This is a genomic window from Streptomyces pseudoechinosporeus, from assembly GCF_054783935.1.
This window is the reverse complement of sequence record NZ_BAAGPS010000090.1, coordinates 40249-55160: the sequence shown is the minus strand read 5'-3', so window position 1 is coordinate 55160 and position 14912 is coordinate 40249. Positions and strand designations below refer to the sequence as shown.

Annotated in this window: 13 protein-coding genes, 1 tRNA gene and 3 pseudogenes; 11 read left to right on the top strand and 6 right to left on the bottom strand. The window is 69.2% G+C overall.

The window, feature by feature from the left end; all coding sequences use genetic code 11:
* Positions 1 to 22 precede the first annotated feature (22 nt).
* Complete coding sequence (locus ACYVO6_RS46350; protein ID WP_461072503.1) at positions 23 to 1906, bottom strand: DUF2264 domain-containing protein; 1884 nt, start codon at positions 1904 to 1906, stop codon at positions 23 to 25.
* A gap of 197 nt (positions 1907 to 2103) precedes the next feature.
* Between ACYVO6_RS46350 and ACYVO6_RS46345 the strand changes: the two genes are divergently transcribed.
* Positions 2104 to 2463: an MmcQ/YjbR family DNA-binding protein gene (locus ACYVO6_RS46345; RefSeq protein WP_461072501.1), complete on the top strand. Its 360-nt coding sequence runs from the start codon at positions 2104 to 2106 to the stop codon at positions 2461 to 2463.
* Positions 2464 to 2481: 18 nt separating this feature from the next.
* On the opposite strand, the gene ACYVO6_RS46340 is transcribed toward ACYVO6_RS46345, so the two are convergent.
* Positions 2482 to 3399, bottom strand: a complete 918-nt coding sequence (locus ACYVO6_RS46340; protein ID WP_461072499.1) for a transketolase family protein — start codon at positions 3397 to 3399, stop codon at positions 2482 to 2484.
* A 65-nt stretch (positions 3400 to 3464) separates the two neighbouring features.
* On the bottom strand, positions 3465 to 4166 hold the full coding sequence (locus ACYVO6_RS46335) for a transketolase (protein ID WP_461072497.1): 702 nt from the start codon (positions 4164 to 4166) through the stop codon (positions 3465 to 3467).
* 138 nt (positions 4167 to 4304) lie between these two features.
* Here ACYVO6_RS46335 and ACYVO6_RS46330 point away from each other — a divergent pair.
* The 3 genes from ACYVO6_RS46330 to ACYVO6_RS46320 all read left to right on the top strand — a co-directional run bounded on the left by ACYVO6_RS46330 (position 4305) and on the right by ACYVO6_RS46320 (position 7657).
* Positions 4305 to 4378, top strand: a tRNA-Pro gene (locus ACYVO6_RS46330).
* 1327 nt (positions 4379 to 5705) lie between these two features.
* Positions 5706 to 6242, top strand: coding sequence for a DUF2637 domain-containing protein (locus ACYVO6_RS46325; RefSeq protein WP_461072495.1), 537 nt, complete (start codon positions 5706 to 5708; stop codon positions 6240 to 6242).
* Between the two features lie 536 nt (positions 6243 to 6778).
* Entirely contained in the window at positions 6779 to 7657 is an 879-nt protein-coding gene (locus ACYVO6_RS46320; protein ID WP_461072493.1) for an FAD-dependent oxidoreductase, read from the top strand.
* Here the strand turns inward: ACYVO6_RS46320 and ACYVO6_RS46315 are convergent.
* Entirely contained in the window at positions 7626 to 8354 is a 729-nt protein-coding gene (locus ACYVO6_RS46315; protein ID WP_461072491.1) for a GNAT family N-acetyltransferase, read from the bottom strand. The two genes, ACYVO6_RS46320 and ACYVO6_RS46315, sit on opposite strands and share 32 nt — an antisense overlap.
* A gap of 508 nt (positions 8355 to 8862) precedes the next feature.
* Here ACYVO6_RS46315 and ACYVO6_RS46310 point away from each other — a divergent pair.
* The 4 genes and pseudogenes from ACYVO6_RS46310 (at position 8863) to ACYVO6_RS46295 (ending at position 12620) form a co-directional block, all read left to right on the top strand.
* Positions 8863 to 9096 (top strand): hypothetical protein, encoded by a 234-nt coding sequence (locus tag ACYVO6_RS46310; RefSeq protein WP_461072489.1) that lies wholly within the window; start codon positions 8863 to 8865, stop codon positions 9094 to 9096.
* 23 nt (positions 9097 to 9119) lie between these two features.
* Positions 9120 to 9374 (top strand): annotated as a pseudogene (locus ACYVO6_RS46305) (serine hydrolase); the annotation flags it as partial.
* Between the two features lie 457 nt (positions 9375 to 9831).
* Positions 9832 to 12078: a xanthine dehydrogenase family protein molybdopterin-binding subunit gene (locus ACYVO6_RS46300; protein ID WP_461072487.1), complete on the top strand. Its 2247-nt coding sequence runs from the start codon at positions 9832 to 9834 to the stop codon at positions 12076 to 12078.
* Between the two features lie 45 nt (positions 12079 to 12123).
* Positions 12124 to 12620, top strand: a pseudogene (locus ACYVO6_RS46295) ((2Fe-2S)-binding protein).
* On the opposite strand, the pseudogene ACYVO6_RS46290 reads toward ACYVO6_RS46295, so the two are convergent.
* Positions 12589 to 12708: pseudogene (locus tag ACYVO6_RS46290) on the bottom strand (MASE1 domain-containing protein); the annotation flags it as partial. The pseudogenes ACYVO6_RS46295 and ACYVO6_RS46290 sit on opposite strands and share 32 nt — an antisense overlap.
* Positions 12709 to 12754: 46 nt before the next feature.
* On the bottom strand, positions 12755 to 13276 hold the full coding sequence (locus ACYVO6_RS46285; RefSeq protein ID WP_461072485.1) for an ISAs1 family transposase: 522 nt from the start codon (positions 13274 to 13276) through the stop codon (positions 12755 to 12757).
* Positions 13277 to 13381: 105 nt separating this feature from the next.
* Here ACYVO6_RS46285 and ACYVO6_RS46280 point away from each other — a divergent pair, with 105 nt between their 5' ends.
* From ACYVO6_RS46280 to ACYVO6_RS46270, 3 genes are all read left to right on the top strand, one after another.
* On the top strand, positions 13382 to 13828 hold the full coding sequence (locus ACYVO6_RS46280) for a YybH family protein (RefSeq protein ID WP_461072685.1): 447 nt from the start codon (positions 13382 to 13384) through the stop codon (positions 13826 to 13828).
* Positions 13825 to 14784, top strand: a complete 960-nt coding sequence (locus ACYVO6_RS46275; protein WP_461072483.1) for an alpha/beta hydrolase — start codon at positions 13825 to 13827, stop codon at positions 14782 to 14784. The genes ACYVO6_RS46280 and ACYVO6_RS46275 overlap by 4 nt, the downstream gene beginning before the upstream one ends.
* A 25-nt stretch (positions 14785 to 14809) precedes the next feature.
* Positions 14810 to 14912, top strand: a 103-nt coding sequence (locus tag ACYVO6_RS46270; RefSeq protein WP_461072683.1) for a hypothetical protein, incomplete at its 3' end; no start/stop codon positions are given.

The window sequence follows — 14912 nt, the reverse complement described above, 5'->3', positions numbered from 1 at the left end:
GGGCCTTCAGTAGGAGGGGCCTTCAAACGGAAACGGTGTCCCCTTCGGGGAAAGTGATCCGGACTTCGTGCTCTTCCACCGCGCAGGACACCGACTCCCGCAGCACTTGGGGATGTACCGCGTCCCGCGTCAGCGCGAGCAGCGTGACGTACACACCGCGGCCTCCCGGACGACCGGCCGCACACCGCACGTACGGGGTCGCCGAATGCGGGCCCAGGGCGTTGGCCTCCACCGCGCGTGCGATGCCCGCGTCCTCGTCCCAGCCGTGCAGCGCGACGACCGCACTGGTCAGCCCGTCCGCGGTCCGTGCCAGCGCCCAGCCCGAGCCCCGCTCCGCCGTGGGCCGGGCCTCCGCGGCGACCGCGTAACCGCCCTCCCGCACCGCCACACCGGCCGGCGCCTGCACCCGGTGTACGCGGATCTCCCACGGGCCGCGCAGCACACTCGTCGTCTCGATCGGGAACTCGGCGTCGCTGCCCGGCAGTTGAGCGTGATAGCGGGAGGACGCCGTACGCCCGGAGCAGTGCAGCGGAAGAATCAGGCGTCGGCGGGAGGCGGTGCCGTCCGGGGCGAGGAGTGCGATGTGTCCGTCCACCGTGCGCTCCCAGGCATGCGCGCCCGCCTCGGGAGCGGTGGCCGAGGAGTACCCGAACTTCGCGTAGTGCGGGTCGTCCTCGGGGGCCCGGTCGGGGGAGTTGTGGTCGCTGCCGTGGTTGACGAGGCGGACGATGCCGTCGTGCTTTGTGCCGTGCAGCAACCAGCCGGGCGCCGGAAGCGCGGTGTACTGGTCCGACTCCTCGACGGGGAGCGGCAGTTCACGCTCCGTCCACACCGGGTGGTCCGCGGGCAGCAGCAGCCCGAGGAAACCTTTGCTCGCCCAGTACGGTGACGCGGGCCCCGAGTACGGCTGCGTCATCGGCAGGAACGTGCCGTACCAGCCGAGCGGCAGCAGTCCCCGTTCGTCGGGCACCCCGCGCTCCACGAAGTGGCTCACCGCGCCGGAGGCCAGCCGGCGCGTGAGCCCCGGCGCCAGCGGAGTGCAGCCCGCGAGGGCGCCCAGCCACACCGGGGCCGTGGTGGCGAAACGGTACGTCAGGGAGCGGCCCTGGAGCACCGGCGCGCCGTCCGCACCGAAGAACTGCGGGTAGACGGCCAGGAATTGGGCGAGCCGGTCGCGGTAGACCCGGCCGCGGCCACCGCCCTCGCCGCCCGTCATCCGAGACCACAGCAGCGGGTACAGGTGCATGGCCCAGCCGTTGTAGTAGTCGAAGGCGCGCCCCTCGCCGTCGCTGTACCAGCCGTCGCCGACGTACCAGTCCTCGATGCGGTCGAGCCCGGCGTCGATGTCGTCCTGCCGGTACGGAGCGCCGACCGAGGCCAGGAACTGCTCGGCCACCACCTGGTACAGCCGCCAGTGGTCGTCCCAGGTACGGCGGCCGACGAAACCCCACAGCCAGTCCACGACCCGCTCCCGCACCTCGCCGTCCAGGCGGTCCCAGATCCAGGGGCGGCTCTCGTGCAGTCCGACGGCGATCAGGGCGGCCTCGGCCATCTGCTGGGAGCAGTCGGTGAGTTCGGGCCAGGCTTCGCCGCTGTCGCGGTCCGTGCCCGTTGTCAGACCCCGCGCGTACCGTTCTATGAGACGGGGATCCACCTCGCCGCGCGCTCCCGCGATCCGGAAAGAGGCCAGCAGAAATGACCGTGCGAAACCTTCAAGACCGTCCGACACCACACCCGACCAGGAGGTTCTGCCGGGCAGCCGATACTGCGCCAGGCCCGGCGTCGCATAGGGAACCAGCGCCTCCAACTGCCGGTCGGCGAGCGCCTCCCAGTGCGCCCGCGTCCAACCGGTGAGCGGCGAGAGGACGCGGTCAGTGGGTGGCAGGGCCAGATGCGGTGCGGGCATGTAAGAGTCCTGACTCCTCGGGTCGGCGGTCGCTTTCGGGGTTCCGAGGAGGGATACGGCTGGATGGCGCGGATAGATCAATTGAGCGGTGTTCGACTGTGGCAACCGCTCGGCCTGTGCACCTCGTTGACATCGGGCAGAAGCGGTGACCTTGGCTGAGCAGGTGATTGTCAGTGGGATTGGCTACGGTGCTTGCCATGCCGGATGCCGAAGACGTACGCCGTATCGCCCTCTCCCTGCCGGACACGACGGAGAAGATCGCGTGGAGCATGCCCACCTTCCGGGTCGCGGGGAAGATGTTCGCCACGCTGCCCGAGGACGAGACGTCCATCGCCGTGCGCTGCCCGAAGGAGGAGCGCGACGAACTCGTTCTGGCGGAGCCAGGGAAGTTCTGGATCGCCGACCATGAGGCGGGCTTCGCCTGGGTGCGTGTCCGGCTCGCCGCACTGGAGGACGACGGCGAACTGCGGGACATCCTCGCGGACTCCTGGCGCCAGGCCGCTCCGTCCCGACTTCTCGACTCCTACCCGGAGTTGGGCCTTCCGGCAGCCGACTGAGGGGGTTGTCGCTGCCGATCACAACCCCACCCGTACCCCGGCCCCCAGGAACTGTCTGATCCGCTCCCGCAGGGAACCCGCGTCCAGCCCGTGTGCGGCCACGTGCTCGTCGATCCGGCCGTAGCGGCGCAGCTCACGGCGGCCGACGCCGAGGCCGAGTACCCGGTGCGGGAGGTCCGCGAGGGCGTCGTTGACGGCGGAGGTCGACGTGCCCGCCAGGTACGGCTCGACAAGGACGACATCGGTGCCGGCCGTCTCCGTGGCGCGGCGCAGGCCGGCCGCGTCGAAGGGCCGTACCGTCGTCGCGTACAACACGGTGACGTCGAGCCCCTCGGTGGCCGCGAGCACCGCGTCGAGCATCGGCCCGACGGCGAGGACGACACCGGCGCGCCCCTCGCGGACGGTCAGAAATCGCGACCCGTCGACCGGCAGGGCCTCCGCGTTGGACTGCACCGACAGCCGTACGTACACCTTGTCGTCGCCCGCCGCGACCGCGTGCCGCAGCAGCGTCTCCGCCTCGTCCGGGTGGCCGGGGACGTGTACGGTCCAGCCGTCGAGTGTGTCGAGCAGCGCCACATCGCCGGGTGCCATATGGGTGTACCCGCCCGCGGGCCAGTCGAAGGAGGCGGCGGCGCTGACCAGCACCGCGCCCACGCCCTGGTGCCCGAGATCCAGCTTGACCTGCTCGAAGGGCCGCTCGACCAGGAAGCTGGCGAAGGTGTGCACCACGGGTCGCAGCCCGGTCAGTGCCAGGCCGGCACTGGCTCCGACCAGCAGTTGCTCACGGATGCCGACGTTGATCACCCGGTCCGGGTGCCGGATCCGGGCCTCCTTGAAATCGGCCATCCCGATCTCGGCGAGAACCACCGCGACGCGCGGATCCTCGTCGAGCAGCCGTGAGACTACGGGGGCGAAGCGGTCACGCATGGTGTCCATGTCGGAACTTCCCTTCTGTGGTGGTGGTTGAGGGATCCGGTGGTACTGCCTGAGGGATCCAGTTCTCAGGCAGACTTGGGCTCGACCCGGGCGATGACCACCCGCGGCCATCCGGGATGCGGCGCGGTGAACGCTTCGTACAACGCCTCGTGGTCCCGCCCGTCGACGCTCTCGACGGACCAGCCCGCGGCCTCGAACCGCGCGGCGATCCCACCCGGCCGGGCATAGCTGGCGGAGGAGTTGTCGATCACCACGGTGTGCAGCCGGTCGAGCCCGGCAGGGCCGGCGTACGCGATCGCCTCGTGGTTGCTGCCCTCGTCCAGCTCGGCGTCCCCGACCAGCACCCACACGGCGGGCTCGTGCAGCCCTTGGGCCCGCAGCCCCAGCGCCGTCCCGACCGCGATCGGCAGCCCGTGCCCGAGCGAACCGCTGCCGATCTCGGCGCCCGGCACCAGCACCCGGTCCGGATGGTGACCGAGGGGCGAGTCGTACGAGCCGAACCCCGGCAGCCACTCCACCGGTACGAAGCCCTTGGCGGCGAGCACCGCGTAGTACGCCATCGGCCCGTGCCCCTTGGAAAGCAGGAACCGGTCCCGCTCGGGATCGTCCATTCGCCCCGGCGTGACCCGCAGGACCCGGTCGTAGAGCACCCAGAGCGCGTCGAGGGTGGACGTGGCCGCGGGTCCGTGCTTCTCGTCCCCGCTCATCAGGCTCAGCAGCCCGGACAGGTCCTCGTATGTGTATCGCCGTTCCGCTGTCTTGGTCATACCGACGATCGTGCAACCTCAAGCAAGATTGAGGTCAAGCGGAGTCGCTCGGCGTAAAGGCGTGCGCGATCACCGGTCGGAGTGCGGTATTGTTTCCCTGCACGTTCGATCAGGGAAACCCCAGGTCACAACGGGCATCGGGACGTGGCGCAGCTTGGTAGCGCACTTGACTGGGGGTCAAGGGGTCGCAGGTTCAAATCCTGTCGTCCCGACAGCGGAATTCCGCGTTGTCACAGTTCAGGGGCCATCTTCGGGTGGCCCCTGATGCGTGTTCGGGCGCGGATTGGGAGCCCTCGTCCGCTCCCCGTGCTCCCATCGCTCCCAAGCGATCCGGGCGGCGTCAATCGGTGGTTGACCGCGGGTCGCCCGATCCGGTCGAGGTCCGGTTGCTCCCACCGCCGGGGCCTGCTGCTCCCAGCTTTTTCCGGTCAAGGGGGCGAGCTGCTCCCATCCGCTCAAGTGGGGTCGTGGGAAACGTCCTCTTTGCCCTCCAGTAAATGTCCCCTTGACTGCGAGGGCTCCCGGACCAGGTGGACAACGCATCGAGGTCTTGAACGCTCTCGTAGGTGTCTGTGCAGGTCGGAGGGGTGGCGTCGGGGGTGCGCCCCGTCGTATGTGTCCCCATGGCCGAGGGCAAGGAGCGGTAGGCAGCCGTTGTGCGCCGTAGGTGGCTGGTCTCGGGGCGGGGCGAAGAAGCGAGGGGCTATGGTCTGGGGCTGGCTTGGCCGGCTGGTCAGGCGGGCGACCTCGGTGAGGTGGAGGGCGGAGTCGGCTGGCGCTGCTCGTACGTGGTGCACACGGGTCGCCGCGCATGGCTCCGTCGGGCGGTGGTTTAGCTCAGGAGGTAGGGCATGGACCGCAGGCTCGGGTCCCGGGATGAGCCGCGACCGAGGCCTGATCGAGCTGTACCCCTGCGAAAACGGAGATTCAGTGCAAGTGACGGCCGCCGTGCGTCTGTCGAAGACCGCTTCGATTGATGGCGATGACGTTGTGGAGTTCCGCTTCAACGTTTAGTGCCTGCGGTAGCAGATCGTTTTTGATCTGGCAAACATGCAGGTCAAGCGGGGTCGGGCCGTTTGTGGTCTGGCCCCGCTGCGTTTCCCGTGCTGGATCGGTGCTGGATATTCCTGATGGCGTGTCAGCTGAAGGGGTGCTGGATCGCGGTGCATTCCGGGCTCGGCGGGCGGCGGCTGAACCCGTGTCGTGACGTAACGCCAGAACGTCGAACCCCGGCCCGACGGCCGGGTGGCGGGGTTCGCCGGGCGGGACGGCCACGTGGCGCGCGATGCAGCCAGCCTGGCGGCCGGCTGTCGGTGGGCGCGGGCGGGACCGGGCGATGGCGAGGCTTGGCCGCAGGTTCGAGTCCTGGGCGGGGCGCGTAGCAGAAGGATGGCGGGGTGAGCTGGGGGTTTCAGCGGGGCAGCTTGTCGTTGAGGGGAGTTTTTGCCCTACGGCGCGGGGGGGAGTGGGGCGGTGAGGCGGCCCGTCGGACGGCTCGGAGCCGATCTGGAGATGTGGGTTCGGCGTACGGGAGCCCTGGTGGTCGCGGGGGTGGCCGCGTATGCCTCGTATGTCCATCAGCGTGAGTTCGCGCTGCAGGGCGGGGCAGATCGCGTCAGTGCATCTCTGTGGCCGCTTTCGGTTGACGGTTTGCTGCTGTTGGCGACGGCCGGTGTCCTGAAGCGGCCAACCGTGCGCGACCGGCGCACGCGGTACGTGGTGCGGCTGGCCTTTCTGCTGGGGATCGCTGTCTCCCTCGCAGCCAACATGGCCGCGGCGCCCGCCCTGGCGTGGAAGCCGGTCCTGGTGGCGGGGTGGCCGCCGGTGGCACTTCTTGCCCACCACTCTGGCGATCAGACCGAGCGAGCGGTTGCGGAGCCACTCGAGGACGAACGTGCCGGAGTCGGTGATCCCCTCCTTGCGCGCGCCCGGCAAGTGGACGCTCGGCACCGGGAGTTGCATCAGCGGCCCGTCTCGGCTGAGTCGCTGCGCAGGGAATTGCGTATCGGCGCGGCGCGGTCGAGGGAGTTGGTGGCGGTGGTGCGTGCGAGCAGCAATGGACACGGTCATGGTTGAGTGCCACGAGTACAGCCTCTGACTGCCCCACGTCGCTGTTTGTGCACCTATGAGGGCTGGGGCTGTCAAGGCACACAACACCCCGGCCCAGCGTGTGCTGTGAGGGCCCGCGCGGGGGTGATCACTGTTATGGACAGGGGTGTTGGGCCGTGGTCCCCCGAGTCCTGGTCGTGCGGAGAGGGACTCGCACGCACCTATTCGATCCCGGCCCGGACGGCCGGGATCATGACCTTCCTTCGGGGGCCGGGCTGCTCATTCAGGTCAACGAGCGCGGCGTGGTCGGCTCATGCACAAACGCGGGCTCACCCGGGGCTTGTCGTCCCGTCCGTGGGGGGTGGTCGTCATGCCGTGGTGCACGGCTCCTTTGGCTGCTGTCCACACGTCACGTCGACGGTCCCTGTGCCACGTCAACGGTTCCTGTGTCACGCCGACGCGAAGTAGCCGCCGTATGAGCGGCACCGACCAGCCAACGGGTCTGCGAAGTGAACAGCTCTGGAGCCCAGGGCACCGACCGACGCAGGGAAAGAGAACGCTCAATGGTGCACACGTTAGTGCTGGGCGCTGGCCCGACGGGCCTGATGACGGCGATGATGCTGGCCGTGGACGGACATCGGGTCACGGTGCTCGACCGTGATCCCTCCCCGCCGAAGGGCGGGGCCGCGGTGATACGGAGCGGCTGGAAGCGGCCCGGCGTCCACCAGTTTCCGCAGGCCCACCTGCTTCTGCCGGGCGGCTACCACCTGCTGGCGGCCGAGTTCCCCGCGGCGGTGGAACGCCTCATCGACCTGGGAGGAAGCCGGCACAACCAGATATCCGGGGCCTGGGACGTGGGAGAGACCGGCGGCCCGCGGCCGGGCGACGACCGTTTCGAAACCGTGGCTGCCCGGCGGCCGGTGCTGGAGGCGGCCCTGCTGGCCGAGGCGGAGCGGACTCCGGGCATCACCGTGCGACGCGAGGCACAGGTCACCGGACTGCTCACCGGGAGGGCCCGGACTGCGGGGCCCCCGCACGTGACGGGTGTGCTGATCCGGGGCGGTGAGCAGGTGGAGGCGGACCTCGTGGTCGACGCGTCCGGCCGCCACTCGCAGGTGGCCGCGATGCTGGCCGGCATCGGTGCCACACCGCACGAGGAGCGGGCGGAGGCGGGCTTCCGCTACTACACCAGGTACTTCCGCTCGGCCGACGGCATGACACCCCGTCCGACACCGTCGCTCATATGCCACCACAACAGCGTCACTCATGGCGCCGCGAGACACCCTGGGCCGTGCGACGCGGCCGACAAGAGCCCCGCAGAACTGGACTGCACACCGGCCCTGCGGCAGCGGACCAAGGGCCGGCGTCGTGAGCACACGACAATCCGTACGGAACCATGCGTTCCGAATTTCATGGATTCCGGATGGTTTTCTCGTAGATGATGAAGTCGCACGGAGTGGCCAGCAGTGGCGCGAGGTCGGGATATTGCTCTTCAAAGGCCCCCTTGCGGATCACCCGATACCCTGCCCTTTCGTTCCACTCCGCCATGAACTGCTTAGATTCCTGACTCCAGTCACGGGGCACCAGGAGCTCGATCTGCAGGGCCTTCGCTCCTCGCTTGCGGAGCATGTCCACGGCGAATCTTCGCAGCTCGCGGCCAATTCCCATGTTCCTGTAATCGGGGTCGGCGACCAGCATTCCCGATTCCCCCGTTTCAGGGTCCAGGAGCTGCACGCGAATGGATCCCACGAGGGTGCCGCCGGTCCTGGCTACAACGATCTGGCGGGCGCGGGTCAGTTCGGTGATTTCCTCCATGCTGGTACGTGTTGCGCCTGGAAGCCACTGCCCGTCCTCGGCAACTGCGTAAACCCGGTTCACCAGATCCGCTATCTGCCTCATCAGGGTCGTTTCCGAACTGGCCTCGGATGGAAGAAGCTCTATATGTAGAGGCAGGGTGGGGGACATCACATCCAAACCTTTCGGATTCGCGAGGTCATTCATGAGGCCGCACCTCCCCAGTCGACCGGGGACCGGGCGGCGACCCGCTGCGGCACGGGTGTTCGTATGACCGGTCGACTCCTCCTGATGCTGCTCCAGAAGCTTGCTGGAGCCGTCGGGCGCGACCTCGACGATCGCCACGTAACCCTCGGACGGGTCGGTGATGGCCGCAGCAGCGTGTCGAGGATCGCGGTGTCGACCGACTCTCCTGCCACCACCGGTACGGGTACACCGTCGATGGCGGCGGAGCCGTCGTCGGATATGACCACGGCGATGGGGGGGGAGGACGGCCAGGGCGTCTCCCCGGCAGCCTCCTGTTCTTCTTCACCCAGGCTCATGCCCATTCCTTCCTGACGTTGCCGTTCGCGTGGCCTTGATCCGAGTCCGCCGAGGGACTCGGGCGGTCACACGGCAGGGCGTCACAGCGACCCCTGCGCACCACAACGAACGCAAGAGAGAAACAGTTCAACTCGGCGCTCCAGGGGGGTGTATGTGATCGGGAATGAACCGTATGGGCGCTCCTGACGTGGGGACGGCAGGGGCGGCGCTCAGGTCCCCCTCGTGCCTGGCGGCGGCCGTCCGGCCCTGTCGGCCGCGTGACCTGGACGTGGTCGGCAGGGCGTCCTTCGTATGCGCAGGGAGCGAGTGCATGACGACCATTCACGACAGGACCGCCCGTGCCTCGGAGAAGGGCTCACCTGGGCTCGGGCATGAGCCTGGACATGGGCTTGGTACGCCGGAGGACGACGCCTCGTCTGCGCAGGTGCGGGAGATCCCCGTCGGTGTGTGCAAGGCGCTCCGGCGCGCCGTCGCCGCGGGCGCGCCCGGCGCGCTGGTCAGCCTGGACACCCTGACGGCCCGCACACGTACGCCGTGGAGGTGAGCGACACGGAGTCGGGTGCGCGGATGCGGCCGGAACTGCGGTTCCACATCGGGGGTGTGGCGAAGCTGTTCGTCAGCGTGCTCGTCATGCAACTCGTGGACGAAGGCCTCGACCTGGACGCCCCTGTGCGCACCTACCTGTCCGAGCCCCTGGCAGACCGCAAGGTGACGGTGCGGCAGGTGCTCAGCCACTCCGACGGCCTCCACGACCGCACGGACGAGATGTTCACGGCCACGGTGCCCGGCTTCAAACCCGAACGCCGCCGTGTGCTGCCCGGACCGGGGTGGCGGTCCGCCGTCTCCCGTCCTGCGTCGGTGGAACCCGACAGCGGCCCGGGCGGCCCGGGCGGCCCGATCGGCGTGGTCGGAGTGAACGCCGGTTTCGCGCTGGCTGGCCGACTGCATCGGGCCCTCGGCCTACGGCCGCACCGGCACCGCGCGGGGCTACTCCGTCCACGCCTTCGCCACGGGCGACGGCAGCCACAGCTTTACGGTTATGGCGAACACGTCCAACAACCGGGTGGTCGTCAAGGCGCTGGGCACAAGCCTCGCGGCGGCGTTCGGCAGCATCGTGGACGCATCCGGTATATCCGGCTAGCCATAACACTCGCGTGGCGCACCCGGAGCACTGTGATCGGTCGCACGACCGCGACCAACCCTTCACGGTTCCCGCGTTGCCCGGATCTGCGTGCTCACAACAAACTGTCTGCTACGCGCGGACAAGGGAGATCACGCGATGGCGGAGACCACGGGCGGTGCCGACAAGCCGACTCCGAAGGCCGCTCTGGGCCGACGTACGCTCCTCACTTACCTGGTCGCCGCCCCCACCCTGACCGTGGCCACCGGCCTCGCTCCCGCCACAGCCGCGGCTGCCGCTCCCACCGCGCCGACGCCTCCTTCGCTCGCCGAAGCGGTCGACCTCGGGGATCTGTTGATCCTTGCCGGTCTGCCCACGGCTCATCTGCTGGTGCTGACCGTGGACGAGGAGGGCGCGGTCCACTTCCGGCTGCCACGAGAGGAGGTCGGCCAGGGCCTGACGACCGCTGTCGCGATGCTGGTGGCCGAGGAGATGGACGTGCCCCTTGCCGCCGTCACGGTTCATCTCGACGACGCACGGCCCGAGTTGCTGTTCAACCAGCTCACCGGCAGCTCGAACTCGATCCGGTCGCTCTACGACCCGGTCCGCCGGACAGCGGCCGCGGCCCGGGCCCGTATGGTCGGGGCTGCGGCGAGACGGTGGGAGGTGCCGGTGGACGGGCTGGTCACCCGCGACGGCGTCGTCCATGGGTCGGGCGGTCGTACGGCCTCGTACGCCTCGCTGTCCGTGGCCGCGGCGGCGAGTGAGAGCGGCGCCGTTCCCGGTCTCTCCCCCAAGCCCGAGTCCGAGCACGCGCTCGTCGGGACGCCGACCTCGCGGATCGACAGCCGCGCGATGGTCACCGGCCGGATGCGGTACACGCTCGACCTGGATGTCCCGGGCGCGCTCCCGGCGATGGTGCGACGGCCGCCGACTCTGGGCGGAACGGTGGATGCGGTCAGGAACGAGGCCACCGTACGTGCGATGCCGGGCGTCGTCGATGTGGTCGTCGTCCCCACGGGTGTCGCCGTCGTCGCCGAGACCTTCGGCCAGGCACTCGACGCGAAGGACGTGCTCGACGTCACCTGGCACGGCGGGACGGTCGACGGCCTTTCCGACACCGACATCCGCGCCGAGCTACGGGCCGCCGCACCGCCGTTCGTCCTGCCGCCGCTGCTCACCAAGCGGCTGGACGCCGAGTTCGACTTCGCGTTCGTCAGTCACGCACCGATGGAGACGAACTCCGCCGTCGCCGACGTACGGTCCGACCGGGCGACCGTCTGGGCCGGGCTGAAGTCGCCCGTCGTCGCCCAGCAGACCATCGCCGCCGCCGTCGGTCTGCCGCAGGACAAGGTCACGGTGCATGTGGTGCAGGGCGGTGGGTCGTTCGGCCGTCGGCTGTTCTTCGACGCGGCGCTGGAGGCGGCGCTGGTGTCCAAGGCGAGCGGGCGGCCCGTCAGGTTGATGTGGTCCCGCATCGACGACATGCGCCACGGCCGTATGCGCCCGGCCAGCCACCACCGGATCCGGGCCACCTACACAACGGGCTCCACGGGCCAGGTGCTCAGCTTCCGGCACCGGGTCGCGGCCGTGGAGACGGACTTCCGGCACGGGCTCGGGGAGATCCTCACCGCGTCGGGGGCGCATCTGCCGGGCGGCAACCAGGCCTTCGCCCAGACGCTGTTCTCCACCACGGTCCACTCGCCGTACGACTTCGGGCTCACGAGCCAGACCCTCGCCGAGGTCCCGCTGCGGATGCCGACCGCGTCCTGGCGCTCGGTGTACTCGGCGAACACCCGCGGCGCGGAGGAGGTCGTCGTCGACGAGCTGGCGGCGGAACTGGGGCAGGACCCGGTGGCGTTCAGGCGCAGGTTCCTCAAGACCGACGAAGACCGGGCGGTGCTGGGCCGGGCCGCCTCGGCCGGGGACTGGGGCCGTGCGATGGCGGACGGGTTCGCCCAGGGCATCGGCTTCCACGCCGAGTACAAGTCGCGCACGGCCTGTCTGGTCGAGATCGACGCCCGGGACCCGGAGTCCCCGCGCGTGACGAGAGCGGTGATCGCCGTGGACGTCGGGCGGCCGATCAACCCGCGCGGCCTCGAGGCGCAGATGCTCGGCGGGCTGACGGACGCGATCTCCACGACGCTGACCGCCGGACTGCACATCGACAAAGGGCTGCCCCTGGAGGGGAGTTACTCGCAGTTCCACTATGCGCGGCAGCGGAATTCGCCGACCGACGTGCAGGTCATCGTCATGCCCGCGCACGGCGAACCGGGCGGGGCGGGTGAGCTGGGCGTCCCGGCCGCGGTCGGCGCCATCGCGAACGCGTACGCCCGGGCCACCGGCACCCGTCCTCGCAGTTTCCCCGTCCACTTCCCCGTCGACTTCGAACCCTTCCCGCGCTGAGGCCCCCACCACAGGCCCGGCCCCACACCGCGCAGGAGCGCCCGCATGCCCCAGCACACCTTCACCGTGAACGGCACCTCCGTGACCGTCGACGCCCCCGCCGACCTGCCTCTGCTGTGGGTCCTGCGCGATCTGCTCGGCATCCGCGGGCCCAAGTACGGCTGCGGCATCGACGTCTGCAAGGCCTGCACCAGCCATCTGGACGGCGAAGCCGTCAACCCGTGCGTGGTCCCTGTCTCCGAGGCCGCGCCGGACGCCAGGTCACGACCATCGAGGGCCTCGCCGACGGAGAGCGTCTCCATCCTGTCCAGGAGGCCTGGCTGGAGCAGGACGTCCCCCAGTGCGGTTACTGCCAGCCCGGCCAGATCATGGCCGCCGTCGCCCTGCTGAAGAGGACCAGCAACCCCACCGACGCCGATATCGACGCGATCGACAACGTCTGCCGCTGCGGGACGTACTTCCGCGTCCGTGAGGCCATCAAGCTGGCGGCGGCGAAGATGGCGGCGGCCGCACCAGCGCGACGCCGTCCCGCAAGCGGCTGAGGTCCGTCCGGAACCCCACCCTGCGCAGCAGGAGATACGCGCAGAGGGGCGCCGCGGTGTTGCCGGCCAGTGTCCCGATCACCGCGGGCTGGAGCGAGGTGATCGACAATGCGGCCTTGGAGCGGGATGTCCTTTCAGGGGAGGTCTTCGAGCTGCTGGCGCAGGTTCCTCTGGCTGCGCTTGACGATCACGATGTAGTGGGCCCGCCGACCCAGGAGGTAGGCGGCGTGCTCGCGTTGGGTGTGCAGTGCGTCGCTGGTGACGACCGAGTCGGCGAGGTCGGTGAGGGTGTCCAGCAGCGGCTGGAAGCACGTGGTCTCGCCGGTCTTCTCGCCGACGTCCAATTGGGCCAGGACCAGGCCGGTGGTGTGGTCGAGGGCGGCGAGCAGGTGGATCCTGCGGCCCTTCGCCTGGGCCGCGCCACGCAGGCTCTTGCCATCCACGGCCAGGCCACGCAGCCCAGGAGTCCCGGGTTGCGCGGGGCGGTGGTCGGCGAGCCAGCGGCCCACAGCTCGGTCCAGCGCGTCGCTGTCGACGCGGGCCAGGAGGCGGCGCACTGCCGATTCCGAGGGAGTCAGCCCTCGACGCCGCTCACAGTGTTCATCGCAATGCCAAACCGCGGTGCCGTTGCGGACGCACAGGGTGGCATTTTCCATACCCCCATGATTCCGGGCTGGCTCCGGCGCGTGCCACTGCCGAGCATGGTCATGCGGGCTCGGGACACGAGCCGGAGAGGAATGGATATGTCTGACGTGGACACGATGACACAATCCCTCGAAGACCAGGTGCGCGCACAGGTCTTCGCTTGGCGGGACGCGTTCGTCTCGAAGGACGTCGATGCGATCATGTCGTTCTATGCTCCTGAAGGCTTCACCGCCTTCGACCTCATGCCACCGTTCGAATTCGGCGGGGGTGAGATGTGGCGCCGCAACTGGGAGGAGTTCTACGCCGCTTTCGACGGCCCCCTGAGCCTCGATGTCGCAGATCTGCTGGTTTACGCGCAGGGCGAGCTCGCGATCGCCCGCTGTGCCGTTCGCATGACGGGCACGATGTACGGCCGGCCGATGGACTCCTGGGTGCGCACGACCAACTGCTTCCGGCTGATCGACGGCCAGTGGCTGATGATTCACGACCACGTCTCCTGGCCGATCGACTTCGCCACGGGGAAAGCCCTGATGGATCTGGCCCCCACGGGGGCCGCCCGATGACAGAAACCCCCACTCCCGAACGCCACGAGCCGGTATCGGGTCCGGCGGCCGAGAAGATCCTCGACAGCATCGCGCGGTCGTTCGTCGATCCGCTTCGTTCGCCGGTGTTGTGGACCCCGGCGGACCGCGGTCTCGACTACGAGGACGTCTCCTTTCCTTCCGCCGACGGCGTGCCTCTCGAAGGATGGTTCATCCCGGCAGAGGGCGACGACCTAATCATCCTGAACCACCCCATGGGGTTCAGCCGCGCCGGGCAGCCAACGCACCTGGAACCGTGGCAGTCGATGTGGGGCCCCAGCGGGAACAAGATGGACGTCAACTTCATCCCCGACTACGCGATCCTCCACGACGCCGGCTACAACGTGCTCACCTACGACCTGCGCAACTTCGGACTCAGCGGATCGGCGAACGGCGGAGCCGTCACCAGCGGCCTGTTCGAGGCGCGCGACGTCCTCGGTTCCCTGCGCTACGCCCGCAGCCGACCGGACACTGCGACGATGCGCACGGCGCTGTTCAGCCGCTGCCTCGGAGCGAACTCGACGTTCGCGGCCATGCGCTCCGATCCCGGCGCCTTCGACGAGGTGCGTTGCCTCGTCGCCTGCCAACCGGTCTCCGACGTGATCATCATGGGCCGTCTCCTGGACATCGTCGGCGTGGGCAGGGCACACCTACCCGATCTGGACCACCGCGTGACGCTCGGCACCTCAGTCCCGTTCGCAGCGCGCCCCGATGCCACATGGGCGAAGCACGTCACCGTTCCCACCTACTTGTACGCCGTCCACGACGATTCACTGACCGAGCCACACGACATCGAGACGATGTTCTCGGGGTTGCACACCGAGGACAAGACACTGCACTGGGTGGAGGGCACCACCCGGCGCTGGGACGGCTACCTGGAATTCCAGCGACGCCCCCAGCTGATCCTCGACTGGCTCGAGGCGCACATGGCACGGTGACGTCCAGTGATGTCGGCCTGCCATCATGGGAAAGGTCATGGATGACTTTCGCACGAGCGAGCTGGGCGCATTCCTGCGCGCCCGCCGGGAACAGCTACCGCCCGCCGAACCCCCCGGGGGTGCGCCGT

Excerpts from the sequence above, each read along its gene's own strand:
- ACYVO6_RS46350 (WP_461072503.1), bottom strand. The coding sequence starts at position 1,906 with ATGCCCGCACCGCATCTGGCCCTGCCACCCACTGACCGCGTCCTCTCG.
- ACYVO6_RS46345 (WP_461072501.1), top strand. The coding sequence starts at position 2,104 with ATGCCGGATGCCGAAGACGTACGCCGTATCGCCCTCTCCCTGCCGGAC.
- ACYVO6_RS46340 (WP_461072499.1), bottom strand. The coding sequence starts at position 3,399 with ATGGACACCATGCGTGACCGCTTCGCCCCCGTAGTCTCACGGCTGCTC.
- ACYVO6_RS46335 (WP_461072497.1), bottom strand. The coding sequence starts at position 4,166 with ATGACCAAGACAGCGGAACGGCGATACACATACGAGGACCTGTCCGGG.
- ACYVO6_RS46320 (WP_461072493.1), top strand. The coding sequence starts at position 6,779 with ATGGTGCACACGTTAGTGCTGGGCGCTGGCCCGACGGGCCTGATGACG.
- ACYVO6_RS46310 (WP_461072489.1), top strand. The coding sequence starts at position 8,863 with ATGACGACCATTCACGACAGGACCGCCCGTGCCTCGGAGAAGGGCTCA.
- ACYVO6_RS46300 (WP_461072487.1), top strand. The coding sequence starts at position 9,832 with ATGGCGGAGACCACGGGCGGTGCCGACAAGCCGACTCCGAAGGCCGCT.
- ACYVO6_RS46285 (WP_461072485.1), bottom strand. The coding sequence starts at position 13,276 with ATGGAAAATGCCACCCTGTGCGTCCGCAACGGCACCGCGGTTTGGCAT.
- ACYVO6_RS46280 (WP_461072685.1), top strand. The coding sequence starts at position 13,382 with ATGACACAATCCCTCGAAGACCAGGTGCGCGCACAGGTCTTCGCTTGG.
- ACYVO6_RS46275 (WP_461072483.1), top strand. The coding sequence starts at position 13,825 with ATGACAGAAACCCCCACTCCCGAACGCCACGAGCCGGTATCGGGTCCG.